The sequence below is a fragment of the Priestia sp. YIM B13491 genome, from assembly GCF_042787605.1.
In the GTDB taxonomy this organism is placed as follows: domain Bacteria; phylum Bacillota; class Bacilli; order Bacillales; family Bacillaceae_H; genus Priestia; species Priestia megaterium_E.
Genome location: NZ_JBHZOR010000004.1, coordinates 14,786 through 34,921 on the forward strand (window position 1 = coordinate 14,786; position 20,136 = coordinate 34,921).

At 36.7% G+C, this 20,136-nt stretch carries 18 protein-coding genes; 13 read left to right on the forward strand and 5 right to left on the reverse strand.

The genetic code is table 11. The features are described 5' to 3' along the window. The first annotated feature begins 29 nt into the window (after positions 1-29). The 4 genes from ACFX4E_RS15075 to fsa all read left to right on the forward strand — a co-directional run bounded on the left by ACFX4E_RS15075 (position 30) and on the right by fsa (position 3,252). Complete coding sequence (locus ACFX4E_RS15075; RefSeq protein WP_098249951.1) at positions 30-776, forward strand: SDR family NAD(P)-dependent oxidoreductase; 747 nt, start codon at positions 30-32, stop codon at positions 774-776. Between the two features lie 80 nt (positions 777-856). Next, entirely contained in the window at positions 857-1,759 is a 903-nt protein-coding gene (locus ACFX4E_RS15080; RefSeq protein ID WP_272767371.1) for an AEC family transporter, read from the forward strand. 254 nt (positions 1,760-2,013) lie between these two features. Next, positions 2,014-2,523 carry a hypothetical protein gene (locus tag ACFX4E_RS15085; protein WP_098791481.1) on the forward strand — a complete coding sequence of 170 codons (510 nt, stop codon included), beginning with the start codon at positions 2,014-2,016 and terminating at the stop codon, positions 2,521-2,523. 60 nt (positions 2,524-2,583) lie between these two features. Continuing rightward, positions 2,584-3,252, forward strand: coding sequence for a fructose-6-phosphate aldolase (fsa, locus tag ACFX4E_RS15090; RefSeq protein ID WP_013082751.1), 669 nt, complete (start codon positions 2,584-2,586; stop codon positions 3,250-3,252). Positions 3,253-3,311: 59 nt separating this feature from the next. Here fsa and ACFX4E_RS15095 read toward each other — a convergent pair whose 3' ends face one another. Then, the gene (locus tag ACFX4E_RS15095) at positions 3,312-4,205 is read right to left on the reverse strand and encodes a sigma-70 family RNA polymerase sigma factor (RefSeq protein ID WP_377258723.1); all 894 of its coding nucleotides are present in this window, start codon (positions 4,203-4,205) and stop codon (positions 3,312-3,314) included. 300 nt (positions 4,206-4,505) lie between these two features. On the opposite strand from ACFX4E_RS15095, the gene ACFX4E_RS15100 reads away from it, so the two are divergent. Continuing rightward, positions 4,506-5,030 (forward strand): DinB family protein, encoded by a 525-nt coding sequence (locus ACFX4E_RS15100; RefSeq protein WP_377258720.1) that lies wholly within the window; start codon positions 4,506-4,508, stop codon positions 5,028-5,030. A 189-nt stretch (positions 5,031-5,219) separates the two neighbouring features. Further along, a complete protein-coding gene (locus ACFX4E_RS15105) occupies positions 5,220-6,275 on the forward strand; it encodes an aldose epimerase family protein (protein WP_377258717.1) in 1,056 nt (351 codons plus the stop codon). A gap of 68 nt (positions 6,276-6,343) precedes the next feature. Here the strand turns inward: ACFX4E_RS15105 and ACFX4E_RS15110 are convergent, their stop codons facing one another. Beyond that, a complete protein-coding gene (locus tag ACFX4E_RS15110) occupies positions 6,344-6,469 on the reverse strand; it encodes a hypothetical protein (RefSeq protein WP_013056562.1) in 126 nt (41 codons plus the stop codon). Positions 6,470-6,534: 65 nt separating this feature from the next. Further along, on the reverse strand, positions 6,535-6,957 hold the full coding sequence (locus ACFX4E_RS15115) for a CBS domain-containing protein (RefSeq protein ID WP_013056563.1): 423 nt from the start codon (positions 6,955-6,957) through the stop codon (positions 6,535-6,537). A 216-nt stretch (positions 6,958-7,173) separates the two neighbouring features. Between ACFX4E_RS15115 and ACFX4E_RS15120 the strand changes: the two genes are divergently transcribed. Further along, on the forward strand, positions 7,174-7,638 hold the full coding sequence (locus ACFX4E_RS15120; RefSeq protein WP_028408898.1) for a hypothetical protein: 465 nt from the start codon (positions 7,174-7,176) through the stop codon (positions 7,636-7,638). Between the two features lie 168 nt (positions 7,639-7,806). Here ACFX4E_RS15120 and ACFX4E_RS15125 read toward each other — a convergent pair whose 3' ends face one another. Next, positions 7,807-9,039 (reverse strand): cytochrome P450, encoded by a 1,233-nt coding sequence (locus tag ACFX4E_RS15125; RefSeq protein ID WP_377258714.1) that lies wholly within the window; start codon positions 9,037-9,039, stop codon positions 7,807-7,809. Between the two features lie 269 nt (positions 9,040-9,308). Between ACFX4E_RS15125 and ACFX4E_RS15130 the strand changes: the two genes are divergently transcribed. Then, positions 9,309-10,205 carry a TetR/AcrR family transcriptional regulator gene (locus ACFX4E_RS15130; protein ID WP_263034293.1) on the forward strand — a complete coding sequence of 299 codons (897 nt, stop codon included), beginning with the start codon at positions 9,309-9,311 and terminating at the stop codon, positions 10,203-10,205. Between the two features lie 264 nt (positions 10,206-10,469). Here ACFX4E_RS15130 and xylR read toward each other — a convergent pair whose 3' ends face one another. Beyond that, positions 10,470-11,627 (reverse strand): transcriptional repressor XylR, encoded by a 1,158-nt coding sequence (gene xylR, locus ACFX4E_RS15135; RefSeq protein WP_028408895.1) that lies wholly within the window; start codon positions 11,625-11,627, stop codon positions 10,470-10,472. 234 nt (positions 11,628-11,861) lie between these two features. On the opposite strand from xylR, the gene xylA reads away from it, so the two are divergent. From xylA to qoxB, 5 genes are all read left to right on the forward strand, one after another. Further along, the gene (xylA, locus tag ACFX4E_RS15140) at positions 11,862-13,199 is read left to right on the forward strand and encodes a xylose isomerase (RefSeq protein WP_377258711.1); all 1,338 of its coding nucleotides are present in this window, start codon (positions 11,862-11,864) and stop codon (positions 13,197-13,199) included. 57 nt (positions 13,200-13,256) lie between these two features. Further along, positions 13,257-14,759 (forward strand): xylulokinase, encoded by a 1,503-nt coding sequence (gene xylB / locus ACFX4E_RS15145; protein ID WP_377258708.1) that lies wholly within the window; start codon positions 13,257-13,259, stop codon positions 14,757-14,759. A gap of 301 nt (positions 14,760-15,060) precedes the next feature. Then, complete coding sequence (gene xylE, locus ACFX4E_RS15150) at positions 15,061-16,482, forward strand: D-xylose transporter XylE (RefSeq protein ID WP_377258705.1); 1,422 nt, start codon at positions 15,061-15,063, stop codon at positions 16,480-16,482. Positions 16,483-17,228: 746 nt separating this feature from the next. Continuing rightward, the gene (locus tag ACFX4E_RS15155) at positions 17,229-18,167 is read left to right on the forward strand and encodes a cytochrome c oxidase subunit II (protein WP_377258737.1); all 939 of its coding nucleotides are present in this window, start codon (positions 17,229-17,231) and stop codon (positions 18,165-18,167) included. Position 18,168: 1 nt separating this feature from the next. Continuing rightward, positions 18,169-20,136 carry a cytochrome aa3 quinol oxidase subunit I gene (qoxB, locus tag ACFX4E_RS15160; protein ID WP_263034288.1) on the forward strand — a complete coding sequence of 656 codons (1,968 nt, stop codon included), beginning with the start codon at positions 18,169-18,171 and terminating at the stop codon, positions 20,134-20,136.

Genomic DNA, 20,136 nt, shown 5'->3' on the forward strand with positions numbered 1-20,136 from the left:
TAGCTTCATATACTTCGGAGGGATAAAGTATGCTGTTGGAAAACAAGATTGCAATTATTACAGGAGCTAGTAGAGGTATTGGAAAGGCTATCGCTTTAACTTTAGCTAAAAATGGTGCCTCATTAGTTATACACGGTACGAATCAGACTTTATTAAATGAATTAGCTTTACAGGTTGAGGACTTAGGTAGAGAATGTATTGTAAAAGCTGGGGACGTAGCAGATCCAAATGTTGCAACCGAGGTTGTAAGAGCTGCTGTAGAGCGTTTTGGAAAAGTTGATATTTTAATAAATAATGCGGGTATCAATATGCGCAGCTCAACATTAGAAATGACTTTGGATGATTGGAAAAAGGTATTAGATGTTAATTTGAATGGAACTTTATATTTCTGTAAAGCCGTCTTACCTTATATGATTGACAGAAATTATGGGAAAATTGTCAATGTAAGTTCTACAACAGCCAAAACAGCGCATAAAAATGCAGCGCCATCTTACGGAGCTTCAAAAGCTGCAGTTAACTACCTTACGATGCATTTAGCTTTAGAAATGGCGCATCACAATATTTTTGTAAATGCTGTATGTCCAGGTCCTGTAGAAACGGACATGAGCAATCAATGGACAGATGAATACAGGAAAGAAGTAACAAAGCGAATTCCGTTAAATAAGTTAGGAACTCCTCAAAATGTTGGGGAAAGCGTTCTATTTTTAGCTTCAAGTATGTCTGATTTTATAACGGGTGAATCCATTAATGTAAATGGCGGAACATACATGAATTAGGGAATGAAAAGCCTAGAGAGTTGACTATCTAGGCTTTTCAATTGTTCCTCTAAGGAATAGAATAGAAACAGGTGATTAAAATGGAATTTTTAACAATTTTATTACCTATTTTCGGCATATTTGCATTAGGTTTTATTGGACAAAAGAAAATAGGGTTCGATACGAAAACAATATCCACCATGGCGCTTTATCTGATGTCCCCGATATTAGTCTTTAGAACATTTTATACGACAAAATTTCAGTTCGATTATTTATATCTTGCTTTTTATACATTTGCCCTTTGTTTTACTTTAATTATAGTTGTATATATTGTGGCGTTTATTCAGAAGTATTCCACTCGAGAGACATGCGGAATGATATTAGCTTCTTCTTTTATGAACAATGGGAATTACGGTACCCCTGTGATTTTACTCATCTTTGGAGTTTCAGGACTTGACTGTGCAATCATTTTAATGGTTATTCAACAGCTGGCGATGTGTACAATCGGAGTTTACTACGCCGCCAAAGGAAGTGCAGAAGAAAGTGGTATACGTTCAGCTGTTCGTGCTGTTCAGCGCATGCCTGCTATATATAGCGCCTTTTTGGGAGCTTTTTTACAATTTTTCAATATTCATTTAGGAAAATCAGTTCTCGAAGCGGTAGATTTAGTAGCAAATGCAGCAATTCCTACGGTTATGATTGTACTCGGCATGCAGCTGGCAAAAATATCAGTTAAAAATTTAGCCAAAAGCAAAGTTTCTTTATCACTTATAATTAAACTGATCATTTCTCCTGCCGTTGCTTATTTACTTACTTTGTTTCTTCCAGTTGATGACATGGTTAAACAGATTATGATTATTACGGCCGCTATGCCAACAGCAGCAAACACGACCATGTATGCGCTACAATTTGATACTGAGCCAGAATTTGTTTCAAGTGCAACGCTTATTAGTACATCGTTGAGTTTAGCTACTTTACCCCTAATTTTTACAATTGTATTGTGAAAATCTTTTATGACTACGTAATTTTTATGTTATATGACCTTTTTTGACTATTTTTTATGTTTTTATGACTTTTTTTGAATGAATTTGATTGTTTTTGATGTTTTTTCGAATAATCTGATATATAATGAAAGCGTAAACAGTAAAACATGTCGGTTGGTTAAGAAAAACATCCACAAAAATGGGATTCGTTATTACATAAAATCAGACCTCTGTTTTTATAAAAATAAATAGAATTTGAGAAAAGGAGAATGAGGATGGACATATTGGATGCAAAAGTAGTGAATACAAAGTACGGTTTAGAAACATATCTGGATGTATCAGAAAGCGTAGAAATAAAAGAAATTCATATGCCGAGTTCAGAGAACCAATCTCATAAAATTAAATTTGGAATCAAGTATTTTCTTTTAAGAGAAGGAAAGTATTACGATAGCCAAAAAGGTTATTTTTGGCTTTGTATGAATCACGATTTTAGCAGCCTTATGCTGAGTGAAACGGAAACAGAGAGTTTGTTTGCAGTTAAAAGTGAAGAAGAAAGAGAAGCAACAAAAACGCTATTAGCAGAATGGTTTATCAAAACGAATGCGTACAAAGAAGTCATCAACGAATGTATCCATCAGATTAAAACGGAGAATATTCGTACAGAGGAAGACATTGAAGACCGAGTGGACGCCATACAATTTTTAGAAAAATTAAAGGTATTAACTGCAAAAGAGATTGAAAACGCTTCTATAGAAAATCTATATGCCCTGCAGCAAATTGGTTAGGCTATAGTTCAAGCAAGTTGAAATGCAGATTGATGTACAACAATAAGGAGGAATAGTGAGATGAAATTTTTTATTGATACAGCAAACCTTGAGGATATTAAGAAAGCATACAAAGTAGGTGTTCTAGCTGGTGTGACAACCAATCCATCTTTAGTAGCAAAAGAAGGCGTAAGATTTGAAGACCGCATCGAAGAAATCCTTCAAATGGTACCTGAAGTTGAATCCGTTTCCGCTGAGGTAACGCCTGACGCACTTTCTGCTGAAGACATGATTGCTCAAGCTGAAGAACTGATTAAAATTAACGACGGAGATAAAAATATTACGATTAAGCTCCCTATGACATTGGCTGGCTTGGAAGCGACGCGCTATCTTGCAAAAAAAGGCGTAAAAACAAATGTAACCCTAATCTTTACAGTAAACCAAGCGCTTTTAGCAGCTCGTGCTGGAGCGACGTATGTTTCTCCGTTTTTAGGACGTCTTGATGATATTTCAGAAGACGGGGTACAGCTGGTATCTAAAATTGCTGAGTTATTCCGCGTTCAAAACATCGACTCTCAAATCATTGCGGCATCTGTAAGACATCCGGATCATGTAACGCGTGTAGCACTTGCAGGAGCCCATATTGCCACAATTCCATACGCTGTTATTGAGCAATTAGCAAAACATCCGTTAACTGACCAAGGAATGGAAAAATTTGCAGCAGATTGGGAAAAAGCAGTTAAAGCTTAACAAAAAGTCGTATTAATGAAAAAAGCTTGGGATAATGCTTGTCCCAAGCTTTTTATCGTTTAACTAGCTAGTTTCTTTTTACGTAAACGCTCTAAGCGTCGCTGCACGCTATTTCTCGAACGCCCGAGCATCTGCCCAATTTCTCGCTGATTGCGCTTTTCCTGATAAAACATACGCCACAATCTCGCATCTTCTTCTGCTGTCCACTTTTTATGCTCGTATTTAGGGCGTTTTACATAGTCTAGTTTTCTTTGTTCATTCACCCACGCTGGTTCTGGAATAAGCGTATTTTTAGGTATTTTAAAAAAGTTAAGGCACGATTTATTTTGTTCAGCCCACTTCCAAAAAGATTGAATGTCAATTCCCATAAATTTTCTGGTCTTGGCGATGATCATTTTATACGGTAGTTTCTCTTTATGAACCCACTTATAAATTGTATGAACATCTACTTCAAGGCAGGCTGCTAGTTCACACGCTGTAATGTGTCCTACGTGTGCTTTCGCTCCATACACTTCTAAACGGTTCAACCTCGATTCTAACGCTTGCACACTTCGCTGTAATTTAGCTGATATGTGTGAAAGAGGTTTTATCCCGTAATACCTTAGCAAATATTCGTCTTCTTGTACTGTCCATCTTCGCATCGCCGTTTTTCGTGTTAGTCCCAAAACTTTTATGCGCGTAGCAATAGAAGAAGGACTTCTGCTTAAGGAGTGTGCCATTTCACGGTTATTCATGATATCGATGTTCTCCTGTAAAAAAGCATCTTGTTCAAGCGTCCATTTTTTACGTAAAGCTGTATCCGAAGCACGAAGATTTAATCGAGTAAGTCGTTTATTAACCGATTCCTTGCTTCTATATAAATGCTTACCCATCTCTCGAAGCGTCATCACGCCGTAATGTTCGATGAGAAACCTATCTTCTTCTTTTGTCCATCGCTTTTGATTTTTACTCACTGTTGTCTCCCTCCAATTCACACGGAAAGCTCAAGATGAAAAGTTGCTAGCAATCTATTTTACGAATGAGCAGTGCCTATTCAGACTGATACTCACTGCGTTTTAGCCTATATATATTTTATCATATTTCTAGAGAAAAACAAAACATACGTTCTCGTTTTATTTTAGTCATCATAAAAGGAATTAGAAAAATAGTTGGCTCCTTTAATAGAAGCGAATTATGGTAAAATTGACTATAATCTCTAAAGGATTTACATAACTGACAGCTCAGCTTCATTAGGTCGAGAAAGGGGAATTGATATGAATTTTAATTTAAAAGAAGCGATTGAAATACTTGGGCATACACCACAAACGCTCGAAAAACTTTTGTCTGGTCTATCTGCAGGGTGGCTGCAATGCAATGAAGGAGAAGGAACGTGGAATACCTCCGAAGTCATAGAACATTTAATAGAAGCAGAAAAAAACAATTGGATACCAAGGCTAGAATTTATCCTTCAAAAAGGTAAAGAGGGAGCTTTTCCTCCGTTTGACCGCTATGCCCATTTAAACAAGGAATCTGCTAGTTCTATTGAAGAGAAGCTTCTTGAATTCAAAAAGGTAAGAATACAGAATTTACATCAACTAAAGCTGCTAGTTAAGCACGAAAAACATCTGGAAGTGAGAGGAGAACACCCGGAGTTTGGGGAAGTAAAAGTGAGAGAACTGCTCTCGACTTGGGTTGCTCATGATTTAACGCATATTGCGCAAATTGTTCGAGTAATGGCAGAACGATATAGAGAAGATGTAGGACCTTGGGAAGAATACTTAGGAATACTGAAGAAATAGCAGTGACATACAGTGGCCAGCCTTTATCATTCAAGCTTGAATTAAGAAATGTACACGATTACAATAAAATGAGAATAATGAAGATTCAGGAAGGATTGCAGAGGGAACTATAACAACATATCCGATGTTTATAACATGTAGGGTCCGTTAAGCAATTTACGAATAAAAAGAGGATTGGACTGATTAAAAGTGAAAGTGAACTCAGAGAAATTTGGCGAACTAAACAATCAAGCTGTACATGCTTATACCTTATTAAATGATGAAGGGCTTAAAATCACCTGCCTTGACTATGGATGTGTAATATCAAATATTGAAATGCCGGATTCTGAAGGGAAGATTGAAAGTGTTGTATTAGGATTTGATTCAATAGAAGAATACCAAAAGTATTCTCCTTATTTCGGAGCTGTGGTCGGACGCGTAGCAGGGCGTATAGGTGGAGCAGCTTTTGAGCTTAATAATGAAACCTATCGTCTAGAGAAAAATGAAGGAAACAACCACTTGCATGGCGGATCAGAAGGATTTAGTCACAAAATATGGAATGCCAAAATAATTGAAGCAAGTGATCATGTAGGTGTTGAATTTACATATGTAAGTAAAGACGGAGAAGAAGGGTATCCCGGCAACCTTGAAGTGAAAGTTACGTATACATTAACGAATAAAAATGAGTTCCATATTTCTTATGAAGGAACAACAAATCAATACACTCTTATCAATCTAACAAACCATACGTATTTCAATTTAAGCGGAAATCTAAAAGAAACGGTCTTGGATCATGTTTTGAAGTTGAAAAGTAACGAATTCTTAGAGTTGAATGATGATCTTTTACCTACTGGAGAAGTGTTAAACGTCACAGATACCCCATTTGATTTTAGAGAAGGACATAGTCTCAAGGAAGGTGTGGACTCTACACATCCGCAAAATATATTAGTGGGTAAAGGCTACGATCATCCATTTCTTTTAGAAGAAGAAGCTGAAAATCAGATGTCATTATTTGATCCTGCAAGCGGCCGCAAAATAGAAGTCAAAACGGATCAGCCTTCAGTTGTTCTCTATACTGGAAATCATCTAGACGAAGAATTTGAAATTAGAGGCGTTCACTCAGAGAAATACCTCGGTGTTTGCCTAGAAACACAAGGTTTACCAGACGCTATTCATCATCAGCATTTTCCTTCTTGTGTATTAAAGCCAGGTGAGAAGTATGAAGCGCATACTCACTATACATTTATAACTGATCGCAGCCTGTAACAAAACGGGATGACAAAGACAAAAAGGATTACAAACGAGCCTCTGCCGATTGTAATCCTTTTTTATTCTTACTTTTTCTTTTGGCTTTTTGCACGATTAGCGTCAAGCTCAGCTGCATATTCTTCTTGAGACTTTCCTTGCTTTTGACTCTCAGACTGAATCTTTTTAAATTTGTTATCGTTTAAATTTGGCATATTAGCACCTCCTTGCAGACAGGGTTATTTTGTACAAACATTAAGGATTTATATGCTAAAAAATTTTAATGAACTTGATTAGAAATTTCGCTCAATGCTGCACCGGCTTCATCAACATATACGTTCACGGTCGCAAGGTCGCCGATTGCACAGATTCCAACCATATTATTATTCTCCACTACAATAATGCGGCGAATTTGATGATCGGCCATCATACGTGCACATTCATGAATATCCGTATCCGGAGAACATGTAATCACATCTTTAGTCATACAATCATGGCAATGCACAGTGTTGCAATCTTTTCCATCCGCCACGCAGTTTAACACGATATCACGGTCTGTGATCATTCCCATTACTCGATTTTCTTGACACACTGGCACAGAGCCACAATTAATATCACGCATTAATTTTGCAGCAGCTGTTACTGGGTCGTGCGGTGCACAAGCTTTCACATCTTTAGTCATAACTTCACGTACTGTAGTCATTTTTAATTCCTCCTTTTAAACATTCACCTCCGTATTTTCTCCATGCACATGCAGAATATGAGAATCAATAATTTCCTGAAAGCAAAGAATCTTGTAATAAAAGGGGAATAAAAAAACTAACGCAGTGTAATAAGCACATAAAAAAGAGCCTATTACACAAACTAAAGAGGATATGATCTAGCTTACATTTTCGTAACGGCAGGAGTTGGGTACATAATGAAAGGAAAGTTAACGCTTTTGGCAGTACTTTTATTGCCTTGGCTGTCTATAGTAAAAGTTGATAAATTTGTCTTCAAAAGATACCTACCTGTTTTAACATTTAGTTCATTAGTTATTGCTTTTATAAGTGAGTTATCTAAAAGCTTTACTTGGTGGAAAGTGAGAAAACCTCTTTTTCCTAAACTTTCAAGCGACATTTCTTTTATCTTTGGACCTTTTTTTATAGCTAATTTTTGGGTATTCAAGCTGACCTATGGAAATTTCAAAAAATATTTGCTGATTAACGTTCTATTTGATTATCTATTTGCTTATCCTTTGACGAGTCTGGCAGAAAAACTAAAGGTATACAAAATGGTCAACATGACGCGTTTTCAACTTTTTGTCATCTCGATTGCGACTGCTCTTATTAATTATTTTTATCAGCATTTTATAGAAGATGTATTAAGGCAGAGAAGGCAATAGTTGAACCAGCTCATCGTCACTTAAATTTCGGCACTGTCTGCTTTAAATCATATTAACGGCCTCCTAAACTTGGTACATAAATAATTAAACGAGATAATAAAGGAAAAGAGAAACATGAGAGAAGATAGACTTCTTTCATGTTTCTCTACTTTGTCATGCACATAGACTTTATTTGTAAACCGCCATCGGCAAATACGTTAAAGATTGACCGGTAGCTGAAGCTGTTAAATTCGATTCTAATTCAAAATCTTCAAATGGTTCGATATGAGAAAAGGCCTCTAAAAAGGCTTCTAATATGATTGTCATTTCAAGTCGGGCAAGAGGGGCGCCCAAACAAAAATGAGGTCCGTTCCCAAACGTTAAGTGTTTTTTATTAGTTTGGCGGTGAATGTCTACAGAAAAAGGGTTTTTAAACATATTCTCATCCATATTACATGCGCTCATCCACGCAATAACGACATCTCCTTTTTTTAGCTTAACACCTAATAGCTCGTTATCTTGTTTAACCGTCCGATCTCGTCTGGAGATGTGAAACCGATATCGAAGCATTTCTTCTACTGCTTTTGGAGCTAATTCTCTATTGTTTCTCAGCTCGCTGTATAACGACTCGTCGTCATATAAAAAAGAATAAAACATATTTGCAATGGAGTGACTTGTGGTTTCAACTCCTGCACCTAAAAGCAGCATGGTAGCGTGTACAATTTCTTCATCTGTGAATGTTTCACCATCAACTTCGGCTTGAATTAAGTCTGAGATAATATCATCAGAAAGGTTGGAGCGCTTTTCAGTGACAATCGGGTAGAGGTATTGAAAATATTCAGCTCCTGCACGTTGCTTTTCTTGTTCAATCTCTTCTAATCTTTCTTGGTCATAAGGCTGAAACAGAATATCTACCCATTTTTTGAACTGATATCGGTCTTTTACCGGTACGCCGAATAGATCTGCTATAACTAAACTAGGAAAAGGAGAAGATAAATCGTCAACAATATTAATAGTTGAATTCTTTTGTATCGCTTCTACAAGGTCTGCTGCAATTTGTTTGATTCGCGGTTCCCAGTTCTTTAAACTGCGAGGAGTAAAGGCTGCAGCAAGCAAAGATCGCGCTTTCCGGTGGTCAGGAGGATCTAAGTTTGTAAGATTGGTAATTGGAGATGTGCTTTTTTTCTTACTATTATCTCCAACAAAAATAGTGGTTCTTTGCCCATCACTTGAAAAAAATTCGTAGTTGCTCAAGACTTGTTTAACATGGTCGTATTGGAATACATTCCATGTGTTTGTTTCTTCATGAAAATAAACAGGGTAGTTGTTCAGCATTTCTTTATACCATTGGATAGGGAAAAACTCTTCTGCACGTGATTGGAATTTTGGGATTTCTGTAACGGGAATGACTTCTTTGTTCATATGATCTTATTCCTCCTTCAGAATAGGTATAAATTTGGAATCTACTAGCTACACAGCGCTTAGTAGTTGTTACTTACTAGATATAAATAATTACTTTGTTGAATTAATGTATACACATAGTACATTTTTATACTACATGTATAAAAATGTACTAATAGTATATAATTATTTTTAGTTGTTTATCAAGGAAAAAGGATAAAATTCACGTAGGAAAAGGCAGATAAGTTATACTAAATAAAAAGTAAATTGTAAACAGAGGAGTAGCAGCAATGAATCAAAAACAGCTCGATATTTTAGGGCATACGCACCAGCTTTTTATGGAAAAAGGATACGTAGACACTTCGGTACAAGATATATTAGAAAGAAGCGGTATTTCAAAAGGAACATTTTATAAATATTTTTCATCTAAAAGCGAACTGCTTCTCTCATTACTTTCGTCTTTGCAAGAATCACTTATTCTACAAAGAGAAAAAGTAGCCATTGAATATAAAGGAGATAATCAGAAGGTATTTGAAGAACAGATAATTTTTATGCTGAACTTTGCAGAACAAAACAAAATTCCTGAAATGATTGAAAGTACACTCGTTTTAAATGAAGTCAAAACATTTCAATATATAGAGGAGTTAAAAGCAGCAACATTCAACTGGATATATGAACGCTTTCAGGAGATTTTCCCGTCTAAGACTTCTCCTTATTTATTTGATGGAGCCGTGCTGCTAGAAGGAATGCTTAACAATATATTTAAAATGAATAAAGCACTAAACTATCCATTGCCTATCGAACAAATCGTCACTTATTGTATGAAGCGTACAGAGGAAATCGTAATCAAAGTAGCAGAACAAAAAGAACAGTTATTTAATCCTTCCGTTTACTCTGCGGTATTTAATGAGAAAACAGAAAGTCATTTTTCGACTGAGCTTACGCGCGTAACCGCGAAGTTAAAACGGGTGATTGAAAATAAACTAACAAATGAAGAGGAACAAAAGAAGAGTCTGGAATTTGTGACGTTTATATCTGATGAATTACTGCAAAATGATACGGAGCCTCGCACATTTATTATTCAGAGCTCTCTTTTATCGCTACAGAAAATCAAGACTCTCGCACAGACCAAAGAGTTAGAGGAATATAAGGAAGTCATAACTACTCTGACAAGACATGCTTCATAATTTGAAAAGCAGGTAAATTAACCCAAAAGGCAAGACTCTCCTTAGTTTAGAAAAGAGCAGGTTGCCAATAACATATAAACAGCCAGTTGCCGTTATGATAGGTGACTGGCTGCATGGGATGGAAAAGGTGGCGGAGACAGACATAACACTCTTATTAGAAGAGGGTAATTCTTTCCCTTTTATAGAAAATCAATTAATCGAAAATAGCTGCTTCATTATTAAGATCAAACGTGATATAGTTTGCTAACCTTTGCGTTCACTTAACTAACTTATAGGGGTAACACTTAAAAAAGAATCAATAACGATAGAAACCGCTCCTAAAGCAGGTGCATTTTTTCCTAACGAAGAAGGCAATAGTTCACATTTATTGTCTAAATGAGAATGGACTCTAGAAGAAACTTCGTTTTTAATCGTATTTAAAACAATGGGATGAGATTCAATTATATGATTTCTCAAGATAACAGCTTCTACATCAAATGTATTAAGAATATTGGTTAATCCAATTCCGATATAAAAGCCAAAGTTTTGAAGTGCATTTAACATTTCTACATCATTTTTATTTGCACGTTCCACAATCTCTTTTCGAGAAATATTCTTTTCTTCTTTAGAGAGCGAAGCCAGTAACGCTTTTTCAGAAGCATATAATTCCCAACAGCCCCGATTTCCACAGCTACATTTGGGGCCATTAAAATCTATCGTCATATGACCCATTTCCCCAGAAAAACCCTGAACACCTTTATACAATTCGTTATTAATAACAAGTCCAGTTCCAATTCCGACATTAATACTGATGTAAACGATGTTTTCATAGTTTTTTGTCATACCAAATACTTTTTCACCGTATGCTCCTGCATTAGCTTCATTTTCAACAAAAACCGGAACATTAAACTCACTCTCAATTAAAAACTGCAAATCTTTGATATTCCAATTTAAGTTAGGCATAAAAATAATTTGCTGATGACGATCTACAAGACCTGGAACACAAATCCCTATTCCCACTAGACCATAAGGGGACTCAGGCATATGGGTTACAAAACCATGGATAAGTGCAAATAAAATCTCTTTTACTTCACTAGCAGAAGAACTAGACAAGTCAGAAGTCTTCTCAAGAATAATATTTCCTTCTAAGTCGGTTAGAATTCCGTTAAGATAGTCGACTCCTATATCGATACCGATCGAGTAGCCTGCATTCTTATTAAAAACAAGCATTACAGGTCTTCTGCCGCCTCTGGATTGCCCTGCCCCAATTTCAAAAATAAAATCTTTTTCAAGCAGTGTATTTACTTGAGAGGAGACAGTAGACTTGTTTAATCCTGTAATCTCAGAGAGAGTTGCCCTGGAGATAGGGGAGTTCTTTAAAATTTCATCTAATATTAATTTTTGATTCATTTTTTTTACTAAAGCTTGATCTGCAATTTGAATAATAACCACTCCTTTGTTTATCTATCAAACTAAGTTGGTGTTTTTTGAAGCTTGAATTAGATATTTAAAAGTATCATATCTAATATTATAACTAAATTTTCTAAAAAAAACATTGAAATAAACATTTATTTTGTATATGATGAAATAAAGTTAGTTTATTGGGTAAACAAACTAACCGAATTAAGATAGTGGATGGATAAGCTTGTTCACTTAAATCAAAGGGGGAAATGACAAATGGTCCAAACTAGTACTAATAAAATTAATTATTTTGAAAGCGTAAACAAAGTTTTATACGAAGGTAAAGATTCTAAAAATCCTTTAGCTTTTAAATACTATAATCCTGAAGAAGTAGTAGGCGGTAAAACAATGAAAGATCAGCTGCGTTTTTCTATTGCTTACTGGCACACGTTTACGGCAGATGGTACGGATCCTTTTGGCGCAGCTACTATGCAAAGATCTTGGGATAGATATGATGGAATGGATTTAGCAAAAGCTAGAGTTGAGGCAGCTTTTCAACTTTTTGAAACATTAAATGTTCCATTCTTTGCATTTCATGATCGAGACATTGCTCCTGAGGGCAGTACGTTGCAAGAAACAAATAAAAATCTTGATGTTATCGTCACTATGATCAAAGAATATATGCAAACAAGTAACGTAAAGCTATTATGGAACACAGCGAATATGTTTACAAATCCCCGGTTCGTTCATGGTGCAGCTACTTCTTGTAATGCAGATGTATTTGCTTATGCGGCGGCTCAAGTAAAAAAGGGGCTTGAAACAGCAAAAGAACTAGGCGCAGAAAATTATGTATTCTGGGGCGGCCGTGAGGGATATGAAACACTGCTTAACACGAATTTACAGTTAGAGTTAGATAACTTAGCTAGATTTATGCATATGGCTGTAGATTACGCAACCGAAATTGGATATACGGGGCAGTTTTTAATTGAACCTAAACCTAAAGAGCCTACGACACATCAGTATGATACCGATGCAGCAACAACTATTTCATTTTTAAGACAATACGGATTAGATAAATACTTCAAACTTAATCTAGAAGCTAACCACGCAACGTTAGCTGGGCATACATTTGAACACGAATTACGAGTAGCTAGAGTACAAGGCTTCTTAGGATCGGTGGATGCAAACCAAGGTGACCCTCTTTTAGGCTGGGATACAGATGAATTCCCAACGGATTTATATTCTACAACGCTAGCAATGTATGAAATCCTGCAAAATGGAGGGCTGGGAAGCGGAGGATTAAACTTTGATGCCAAAGTACGCAGAGGTTCTTTTGAACAAGACGATTTACTCTATGCTCATGTAGCAGGAATGGATGCGTTTGCTCGAGGATTGAAAGTAGCACATAAATTAGTAGAAGATCGTGTTTTCGAAAACGTTATCAACGAGCGCTACAGCAGCTTTAAAGAGGGAATTGGGCTTGAGATTGTGGAAGGAAAAGCGAACTTCCATACACTGGAGCAGTACGCGTTTAAAAATCCGAATATTGTGAATAAATCAGGAAGACAAGAACGATTAAAGGCCATTTTAAATCAATATATTTTGGAAGTTTAAAGGACAAACGAGAGTAGAAACAATTCTACTCTCGTTTATAAACGCGGAGGTATCAAGATGAAATATGTAATTGGAATTGATCTAGGAACAAGTGCGGTAAAAACGGTTTTAGTTGATACAAAAGGCGAGATTTGCGCTGTGGTTTCTAAAAATTATCCCCTCCTTCATGAAAAAACAGGGTATAGCGAACAGAATCCTGAAGAATGGGTGCAGCAGACGGCTAGTGCTTTAAATGAATTAATTGCTAACGCTAATATAAAACCCGAAGATATAGAAGGAATTAGTTATTCTGGACAAATGCATGGCCTTGTGCTGCTGGATGAAAACTATAACCTATTACGTAACGCTATTTTGTGGAATGACACAAGAACAACAGAACAATGTCATCACCTCTATAAAGTGATTGGAGAAAAACGTCTTTTAGAAATAACAAAAAACCAGGCTTTAGAAGGATTTACTCTTCCTAAGTTATTGTGGGTAAAAGAGTATGAAACGGATATATTTGAAAAAACAGCTGTATTTATGCTGCCCAAAGACTATTTGCGTTTTAAGATGACTGGCTTTATTCATAGTGAATATTCAGATGCTGCCGGTACATTATTATTAAACATCAGCAAGAAAAAATGGGATAGTGAGCTTTGCCAATTAGTAGGAGTCAATATTAACCTGTGTCCGCCACTAGTCGAATCTAGTGAATGCATAGGCAATATTAGTGAATTATTCTCTCAAAAAACGGGGTTAGCTACTTCAACAAAAGTATTTGCAGGTGGAGCTGATAATGCTTGCGGAGCAATTGGCGCCGGCATTTTATCGCCAGGGGAAACACTATGTAGCATTGGGACATCGGGTGTTGTTCTTTCTTATGAGGAACGAAGCGATAGAGACTTTAATGGAAAAGTCCATTATTTTAATCATGGAAAAGAAAATGCCTTTTATACGATGGGCGTTACGCTATCTGCGGGTCACAGTTTAAGCTGGTTTAAGGAAAATTTCGCAGAAAACGACACGTTTGAAGAATTGTTGGCTGACCTAAAAAATGTACCAATCGGATCAAACGGCCTTTTATTTACCCCTTACTTAGTTGGGGAACGTACACCGCATGCAGATGCTACGATTCGGGGAAGTTTTATAGGAATGGACGCTTCTCATAAAAAGAGAGACTTTACGCGAGCAGTTATTGAAGGTATTACGTTTTCATTAAGTGAATCAATTGAAATCTTTCGAGAAAGCGGAAAGGAAATTACGTCTATTGTATCAATTGGGGGAGGAGCAAAAAATGATCATTGGCTTCAAATTCAAGCAGACGTTTTTAATGCAAAAATCGTAAAGTTGTCTACTGAACAAGGCCCAGCGTTAGGAGCAGCCATGCTAGCAGCTTATGGCTGTGGCTGGTATAACTCATTGGAAGAGTGTGCAAACGTATTTATCACCTCTTCGAAAACATATTATCCTAACGTAGAACATGTACAAGTCTATAAACAGCTTTATGAATTATATAAAGAAGTCTACCTTCAAACAAACGACTTAAGTAAAAAGCTAGGCGAATTTAAAAGGAAGTAATAGGTTGCAAAATATGCAACCTTACTTTAAAAAGGAGCTTCATATGAAAGTAGCTTGTATCAATTAATTATGGTTGTATATCGATATACCTGACACAAAAGGAAGTATAGAAAATGCTGTAGTAAGATTTGATTCACTAGAAAAATACGTACATTGGAGGGGAGGATAAGAGCAGTTAGTCGAATAGACGACGAAAATTTCTTTTGTGTTCCAAAAATTTGAAAACGCATTCAAATAAATGCGAACTCAGTTAGAAATAGAACTTCTACTGTTACTCTTAACTAACTGCTTTTAACAACGCATGAAACAAAATCGAAACTCATTATATATTTTTTCTATTACTTTAGTTGCCGCTATCGGAGGGTTACTGTTTGGATATGATACAGCTGTAATATCTGGAGCTGAAGAATCATTAAAGGTGTATCTTATTGACAGCTTAGGGTTAGGATCTTTAGCACACGGTGTTACTGTATCAAGTGCTTTAATAGGATGTATTATTGGAGGATTGGTATCTGGTTATTTTGCGACGAAACTAGGACGCAAACAATCACTTATACTAGCAGCTATTCTTTTTATAGTCTCAGCGTTGGGCGCTTCTTACCCTGAGTTTTTATTTTTCACAAAAGGGGAACCGACACTCTCTTTGTTACTAGCTTTTAACTTCTACCGCATTATAGGTGGGATTGGTGTTGGCTTAGCATCAGCCATTTGTCCCATCTATATAGGAGAAATTGCACCGGCAGATATTCGCGGCAGATTGGTATCATTCAATCAATTTATGATTATTTTTGGAATGTTAGTCGTTTACTTCGTGAATTGGGGTATTGCAAATGGGGAAACCTTAGAATGGATTAATGATGTAGGTTGGAGATACATGTTTGCTTCAGGAGCTATTCCAGCTTTACTCTTTGCATCACTCTTGTTTTTAGTTCCTGAAACGCCTCGCTACTTAGCTATACAGAATCAAGATCAAAAAGCTTTAGCCATACTAACTAAAATTAATGGATCTTCAGAAGCAAAATCAATTTTAGAAGATATTAAACAAACAATTTCTACCAATGTTTCGTCTGGAAAATTATTGGCATATGGAAAATTAGTTATCGTTGTAGGTATACTGCTTTCTGTATTTCAACAGTTTGTAGGAATCAATGTAGCTCTATATTATGCTCCGCGTATTTTTGAAAGCATGGGAGCAGCTAAAGGTTCTTCTATGCTGCAAACCATTATTATGGGATTAGTAAACGTTATTTTTACAGTAATTGCAATTTTGACGGTTGATCGTTTGGGAAGAAAACCTTTATTAATAACAGGATCTATCGGAATGGCCATTGGAATGTTCGGTGTAGCAAGCATGGCTTTTGCAAACATCATTGGTATAGGGACGCTTGTATTTATCATTATTTATACAGCTTCCTTTATGATGTCATGGGGACCAATTTGTTGGGTGCTCATTTCAGAGATTTTTCCTAATAAAATTAGAGGTCGTGCTGTAGCTATTGCCGTAGCTGCTCAGTGGGCGGCTAACTATTTTATTTCCTCTACATATCCCGTGATGATGGAATATAGCGGAGGATTAACATATGGTTTTTACGGTTTAATGAGTATACTTTCTGCTTTGTTTGTCTGGAAATTTGTTCCTGAAACAAAAGGTAAAACTCTCGAACAAATGGAAAATATGTGGAGAAAAAAAGTAGGGGCTTCAAAGAGTAAGAAGGCCATATAACCATTGAGCTTTTACTTAGAGAATAGATGAATATAAAAATTTCAAAAACACCTAAACTATCTTTAGGTGTTTTTAATATGTAATCTTTATGAAGAAAGTGAATAGCTTTTTTAAAAAATGTTGCTATAGTGATAAGTCTCTTTGAAAATAGAAATATAGTTTTCTTTATGAGGAGTGTTTCATCGTAAATATAAATAACGGTGCAATGAATTTACAAAAAATCTGGGGGCATCCACTATATACGGAATATCCTAAAGAATTAAAGTAGATCATGCTTCATGGGTTCCCACTTATCAAAATCAGAAAATGATTGATTGGACGTTTCAGCAGGTCAAACAAGCAAATCAGTAAGTGTTAAAGCTCAATACTTCATCTAATACTTATGAAAAAACTCTTCCAGTTAATAAAAACTGGAAGAGTTTTTTGCTTTTATTAGGCTAGTCACAAGGCAATGCTGACCCTCCTCTTTCACACCACATTTAACCAAATATGTGACGAAATTATGGTAAAGCCATTTAAACTAGATAAAAATCGCTTCAAGTGTGATAAATATCACACCCTTTAACAACGCAACATGATAATTTTTTAGGAGTAAGCAATATGTCATGACAAACTTCAATATGTTAGGAGGTTTTTAGCCTTTTGATCTGTTGAGATGCTTCTCTAATATGAACGTTTATATACCATTATTATGTACAGAGATTTAGAGGAAGGGAGCCTGAACTTAGGTGAGAAAGCAAAAATCAATGCATATTAGCAAGTTAATCATTCTCTCCGTATTCATCACAATTTTTTTAGCAGGCTGTGATAGTCGTTATTTGATTTTAAACCCGCAGGGGGCGGTGGCTCAAAAAGAATACCAGTTAATTATTTTTTCGATAATTTTATGCACAATTGTTGTTATTCCTGTTTTAGGTCTGCTTGTGTATATCGTTTTACGCTACCGTGATAAGCCTGGAAACAAGGCTCCGTATCGGCCAGACTGGGACGATAGCAAGCGTCTTGAATTTATTTGGTGGGGCATCCCCATTATTATTATTGGTATTTTAGGTTTCGCTACGGCCAGAACAACGTATGACTTAGTAGATCCGCCGCAAAAAGATGTAAAGCCGCTAACGATTGAAGTAACGTCTCTTGACTGGAAATGGTTATTTCAATATCCGGATCAAGATATTGCGACAGTGAACTATGTCAACATTCCAAAAGATGTGCCCGTTCAATTCGTGCTAACGTCAGATGCACCTATGAATTCTTTTTGGGTACCGGAGCTGGGAGGACAATTATATACCATGCCGGGAATGGCAATGGGGCTTTGGCTGCAAGCTGATCACAAGGGAGAATATTTTGGTTCGGGTGCGAATTTTACGGGTGAAGGATTCGCTCATATGAATTTTAAAGTTAAATCTACATCGACAAAAGAATTTAATCAGTGGGTAAAGCAAGTGAAAGAAACATCACCAGCTTTAACAAAAGCTGATTATAACAGTCTTGCCAAACAAGGTCTTTCTCTAGAAAAATCGTATTCTACCATTCCTAAAGGCTTATTTCAAGAAACTGTAATTAAAAACGGTGGTCAATATTATAGTCAGCATCACCATATGAAAAATGAAGACATGAAGACTATGAATGTGGCTTCTGAAGAACAAGTACATGCACAGCACGAGCACCAGGAAGGAGGAAACTAAGTTGTTAGACAAATTAAAAGATTTTTCATCTCATTTTTTTGTGACAGGAGAACCGATGATTTATGGAGCAGATGTTGCCATTTTGTTAACACTAGCCGGTATTATTTTTGTTCTTACGTATCTTAAAAAGTGGAAGTGGCTATGGCGTGAGTGGCTTACAACGGTCGATCATAAAAAAATTGGAATTATGTATATGCTTTCTTCATTATTAATGCTGTTTCGAGGCGGAGTAGATGCACTATTAATGCGTATTCAACTAGCATTCCCTCAGTGGCATTTTCTAGATTCTAATCATTACAACGAAATTTTTACTACGCACGGAACTATTATGATTCTATTTATGGCAATGCCGCTTATGTTTGCGTTCTTTAACATTGTTGTGCCGCTTCAAATTGGAGCAAGAGATGTCGCCTATCCTTTTTTAAACGCGGTAAGCTTTTGGCTATTTTTCTTTGGCGCCATGCTTTTTAATTTGTCGTTTGTCATCGGCGGCTCGCCAGATGCAGGATGGTTGAGTTATCCGCCGCTTTCTGGCATGCAGTTCAGTCCTGGACCAGGTCAAGATTTTTATATTTGGGGTATTCAAATATCAGGTATTGGCAGCTTGGCTTCTGGAATTAATTTTATTATGACTATTTTAAAAATGCGTGCACCGGGCATGAAACTTATGCATATGCCGCTATTCACGTGGTCCGTTCTAGCAAGCTGTATTATTATCATTTTCGCGTTTCCTGTATTAACCGTAACGCTTGCTTTATTGTTTATTGACCGCTTCTTTGACGGACACTTATTTACTATGACCGGCGGAGGAAATCCAATGATGTACATTAACTTAATTTGGATGTGGGGACATCCTGAAGTGTATATCGTTGTACTTCCTGCATTCGGCATTTTTTCTGAAATCGTTGCAACGTTTTCTCAAAAGAAGATATTTGGCTATAAGTCTATGGTTTTTTCAATGATGATTATTAGCGTTCTATCGTATTTCACATGGGTACATCATTTCTTTACGATGGGTGCAGGTGCTAATGTGAATGTGTTTTTTGCTATTACGACGATGGCTATCGGAATTCCAACGGGTGTTAAAGTGTTCAACTGGTTATTTACGATGTTCCGCGGCCGCATTCAAATGACGCAGCCAATGCTATGGACAATTGCTTTTATCCCGTGTTTTGTTGTGGGAGGAGCAACGGGTGTTATGCTTTCAGCAGCTCCCGCAGACTATCAGTATCATAATAGCTACTTTTTAGTTGCACACTTTCACCAAGTGTTAATTGGAGGCGTTGTATTCGGCTTTTTTGCAGGTTTGTACTATTGGTGGCCAAAAATGTTTGGCTTTAAATTAAATGACCGTCTTGGTAAATGGGCGTTTTGGACATGGAATATTGGTTTTTACGTATGCTTCATGCCTCAATACGCATTAGGGTTTATGGGAATGACGCGCCGTATTTATACGTACAACTTTGACATGGGATGGGGACCGCTGAACGTTATCTCTACAGTCGGAGCTTTCTTTATGGGCATAGGGTTTATCTTTCAAGCATGGCAGATTCTTCATGGCATTAAGTACGGAGAACGAGATGTAACGGGGGATCCTTGGAATGGACGTACATTAGAATGGTCCATCCCTTCACCGCCGCCGCACTACAATTTTGCAGTGATTCCAACAGTAGCGGGGCAAGATGCGTGGTGGACAACAAAAGAAGAAAGAAAAAAGAAAAAAGCGAAGGAAACAGCTGCTTTCTCTCCGATTCATATGCCTAAGAATTCAGGTATTCCATTTATCATGTCGGTTTTCTGGTTCATTGCTGGTTTTGGCTTAACGTTCCACTGGGTGTGGATGGCGATATTCGGTTTGGCAGGAGTCGGAGCTTGTTTACTAGTTCGTTCTTTTCAATACAACTCGGACTATTATATTCCGGTGGATGAAATTCGGCATACAGAAGATTCAGTAGGGAGGGTTGGCTGA

Bases quoted from the DNA above. Each gene is read 5' to 3' on its own strand.
- ACFX4E_RS15100 (WP_377258720.1), top strand. From the start codon at position 4,506: ATGAATTTTAATTTAAAAGAAGCGATTGAAATACTTGGGCATACACCA.
- fsa (WP_013082751.1), top strand. From the start codon at position 2,584: ATGAAATTTTTTATTGATACAGCAAACCTTGAGGATATTAAGAAAGCA.
- xylE (WP_377258705.1), top strand. From the start codon at position 15,061: ATGAAACAAAATCGAAACTCATTATATATTTTTTCTATTACTTTAGTT.
- ACFX4E_RS15075 (WP_098249951.1), top strand. From the start codon at position 30: ATGCTGTTGGAAAACAAGATTGCAATTATTACAGGAGCTAGTAGAGGT.
- xylA (WP_377258711.1), top strand. From the start codon at position 11,862: ATGGTCCAAACTAGTACTAATAAAATTAATTATTTTGAAAGCGTAAAC.
- ACFX4E_RS15085 (WP_098791481.1), top strand. From the start codon at position 2,014: ATGGACATATTGGATGCAAAAGTAGTGAATACAAAGTACGGTTTAGAA.
- xylB (WP_377258708.1), top strand. From the start codon at position 13,257: ATGAAATATGTAATTGGAATTGATCTAGGAACAAGTGCGGTAAAAACG.
- ACFX4E_RS15120 (WP_028408898.1), top strand. From the start codon at position 7,174: ATGAAAGGAAAGTTAACGCTTTTGGCAGTACTTTTATTGCCTTGGCTG.
- ACFX4E_RS15125 (WP_377258714.1), bottom strand. From the start codon at position 9,039: ATGAACAAAGAAGTCATTCCCGTTACAGAAATCCCAAAATTCCAATCA.
- ACFX4E_RS15110 (WP_013056562.1), bottom strand. From the start codon at position 6,469: ATGCCAAATTTAAACGATAACAAATTTAAAAAGATTCAGTCTGAGAGT.
- ACFX4E_RS15155 (WP_377258737.1), top strand. From the start codon at position 17,229: ATGCATATTAGCAAGTTAATCATTCTCTCCGTATTCATCACAATTTTT.
- ACFX4E_RS15130 (WP_263034293.1), top strand. From the start codon at position 9,309: ATGAATCAAAAACAGCTCGATATTTTAGGGCATACGCACCAGCTTTTT.
- ACFX4E_RS15080 (WP_272767371.1), top strand. From the start codon at position 857: ATGGAATTTTTAACAATTTTATTACCTATTTTCGGCATATTTGCATTA.
- ACFX4E_RS15115 (WP_013056563.1), bottom strand. From the start codon at position 6,957: ATGACTACAGTACGTGAAGTTATGACTAAAGATGTGAAAGCTTGTGCA.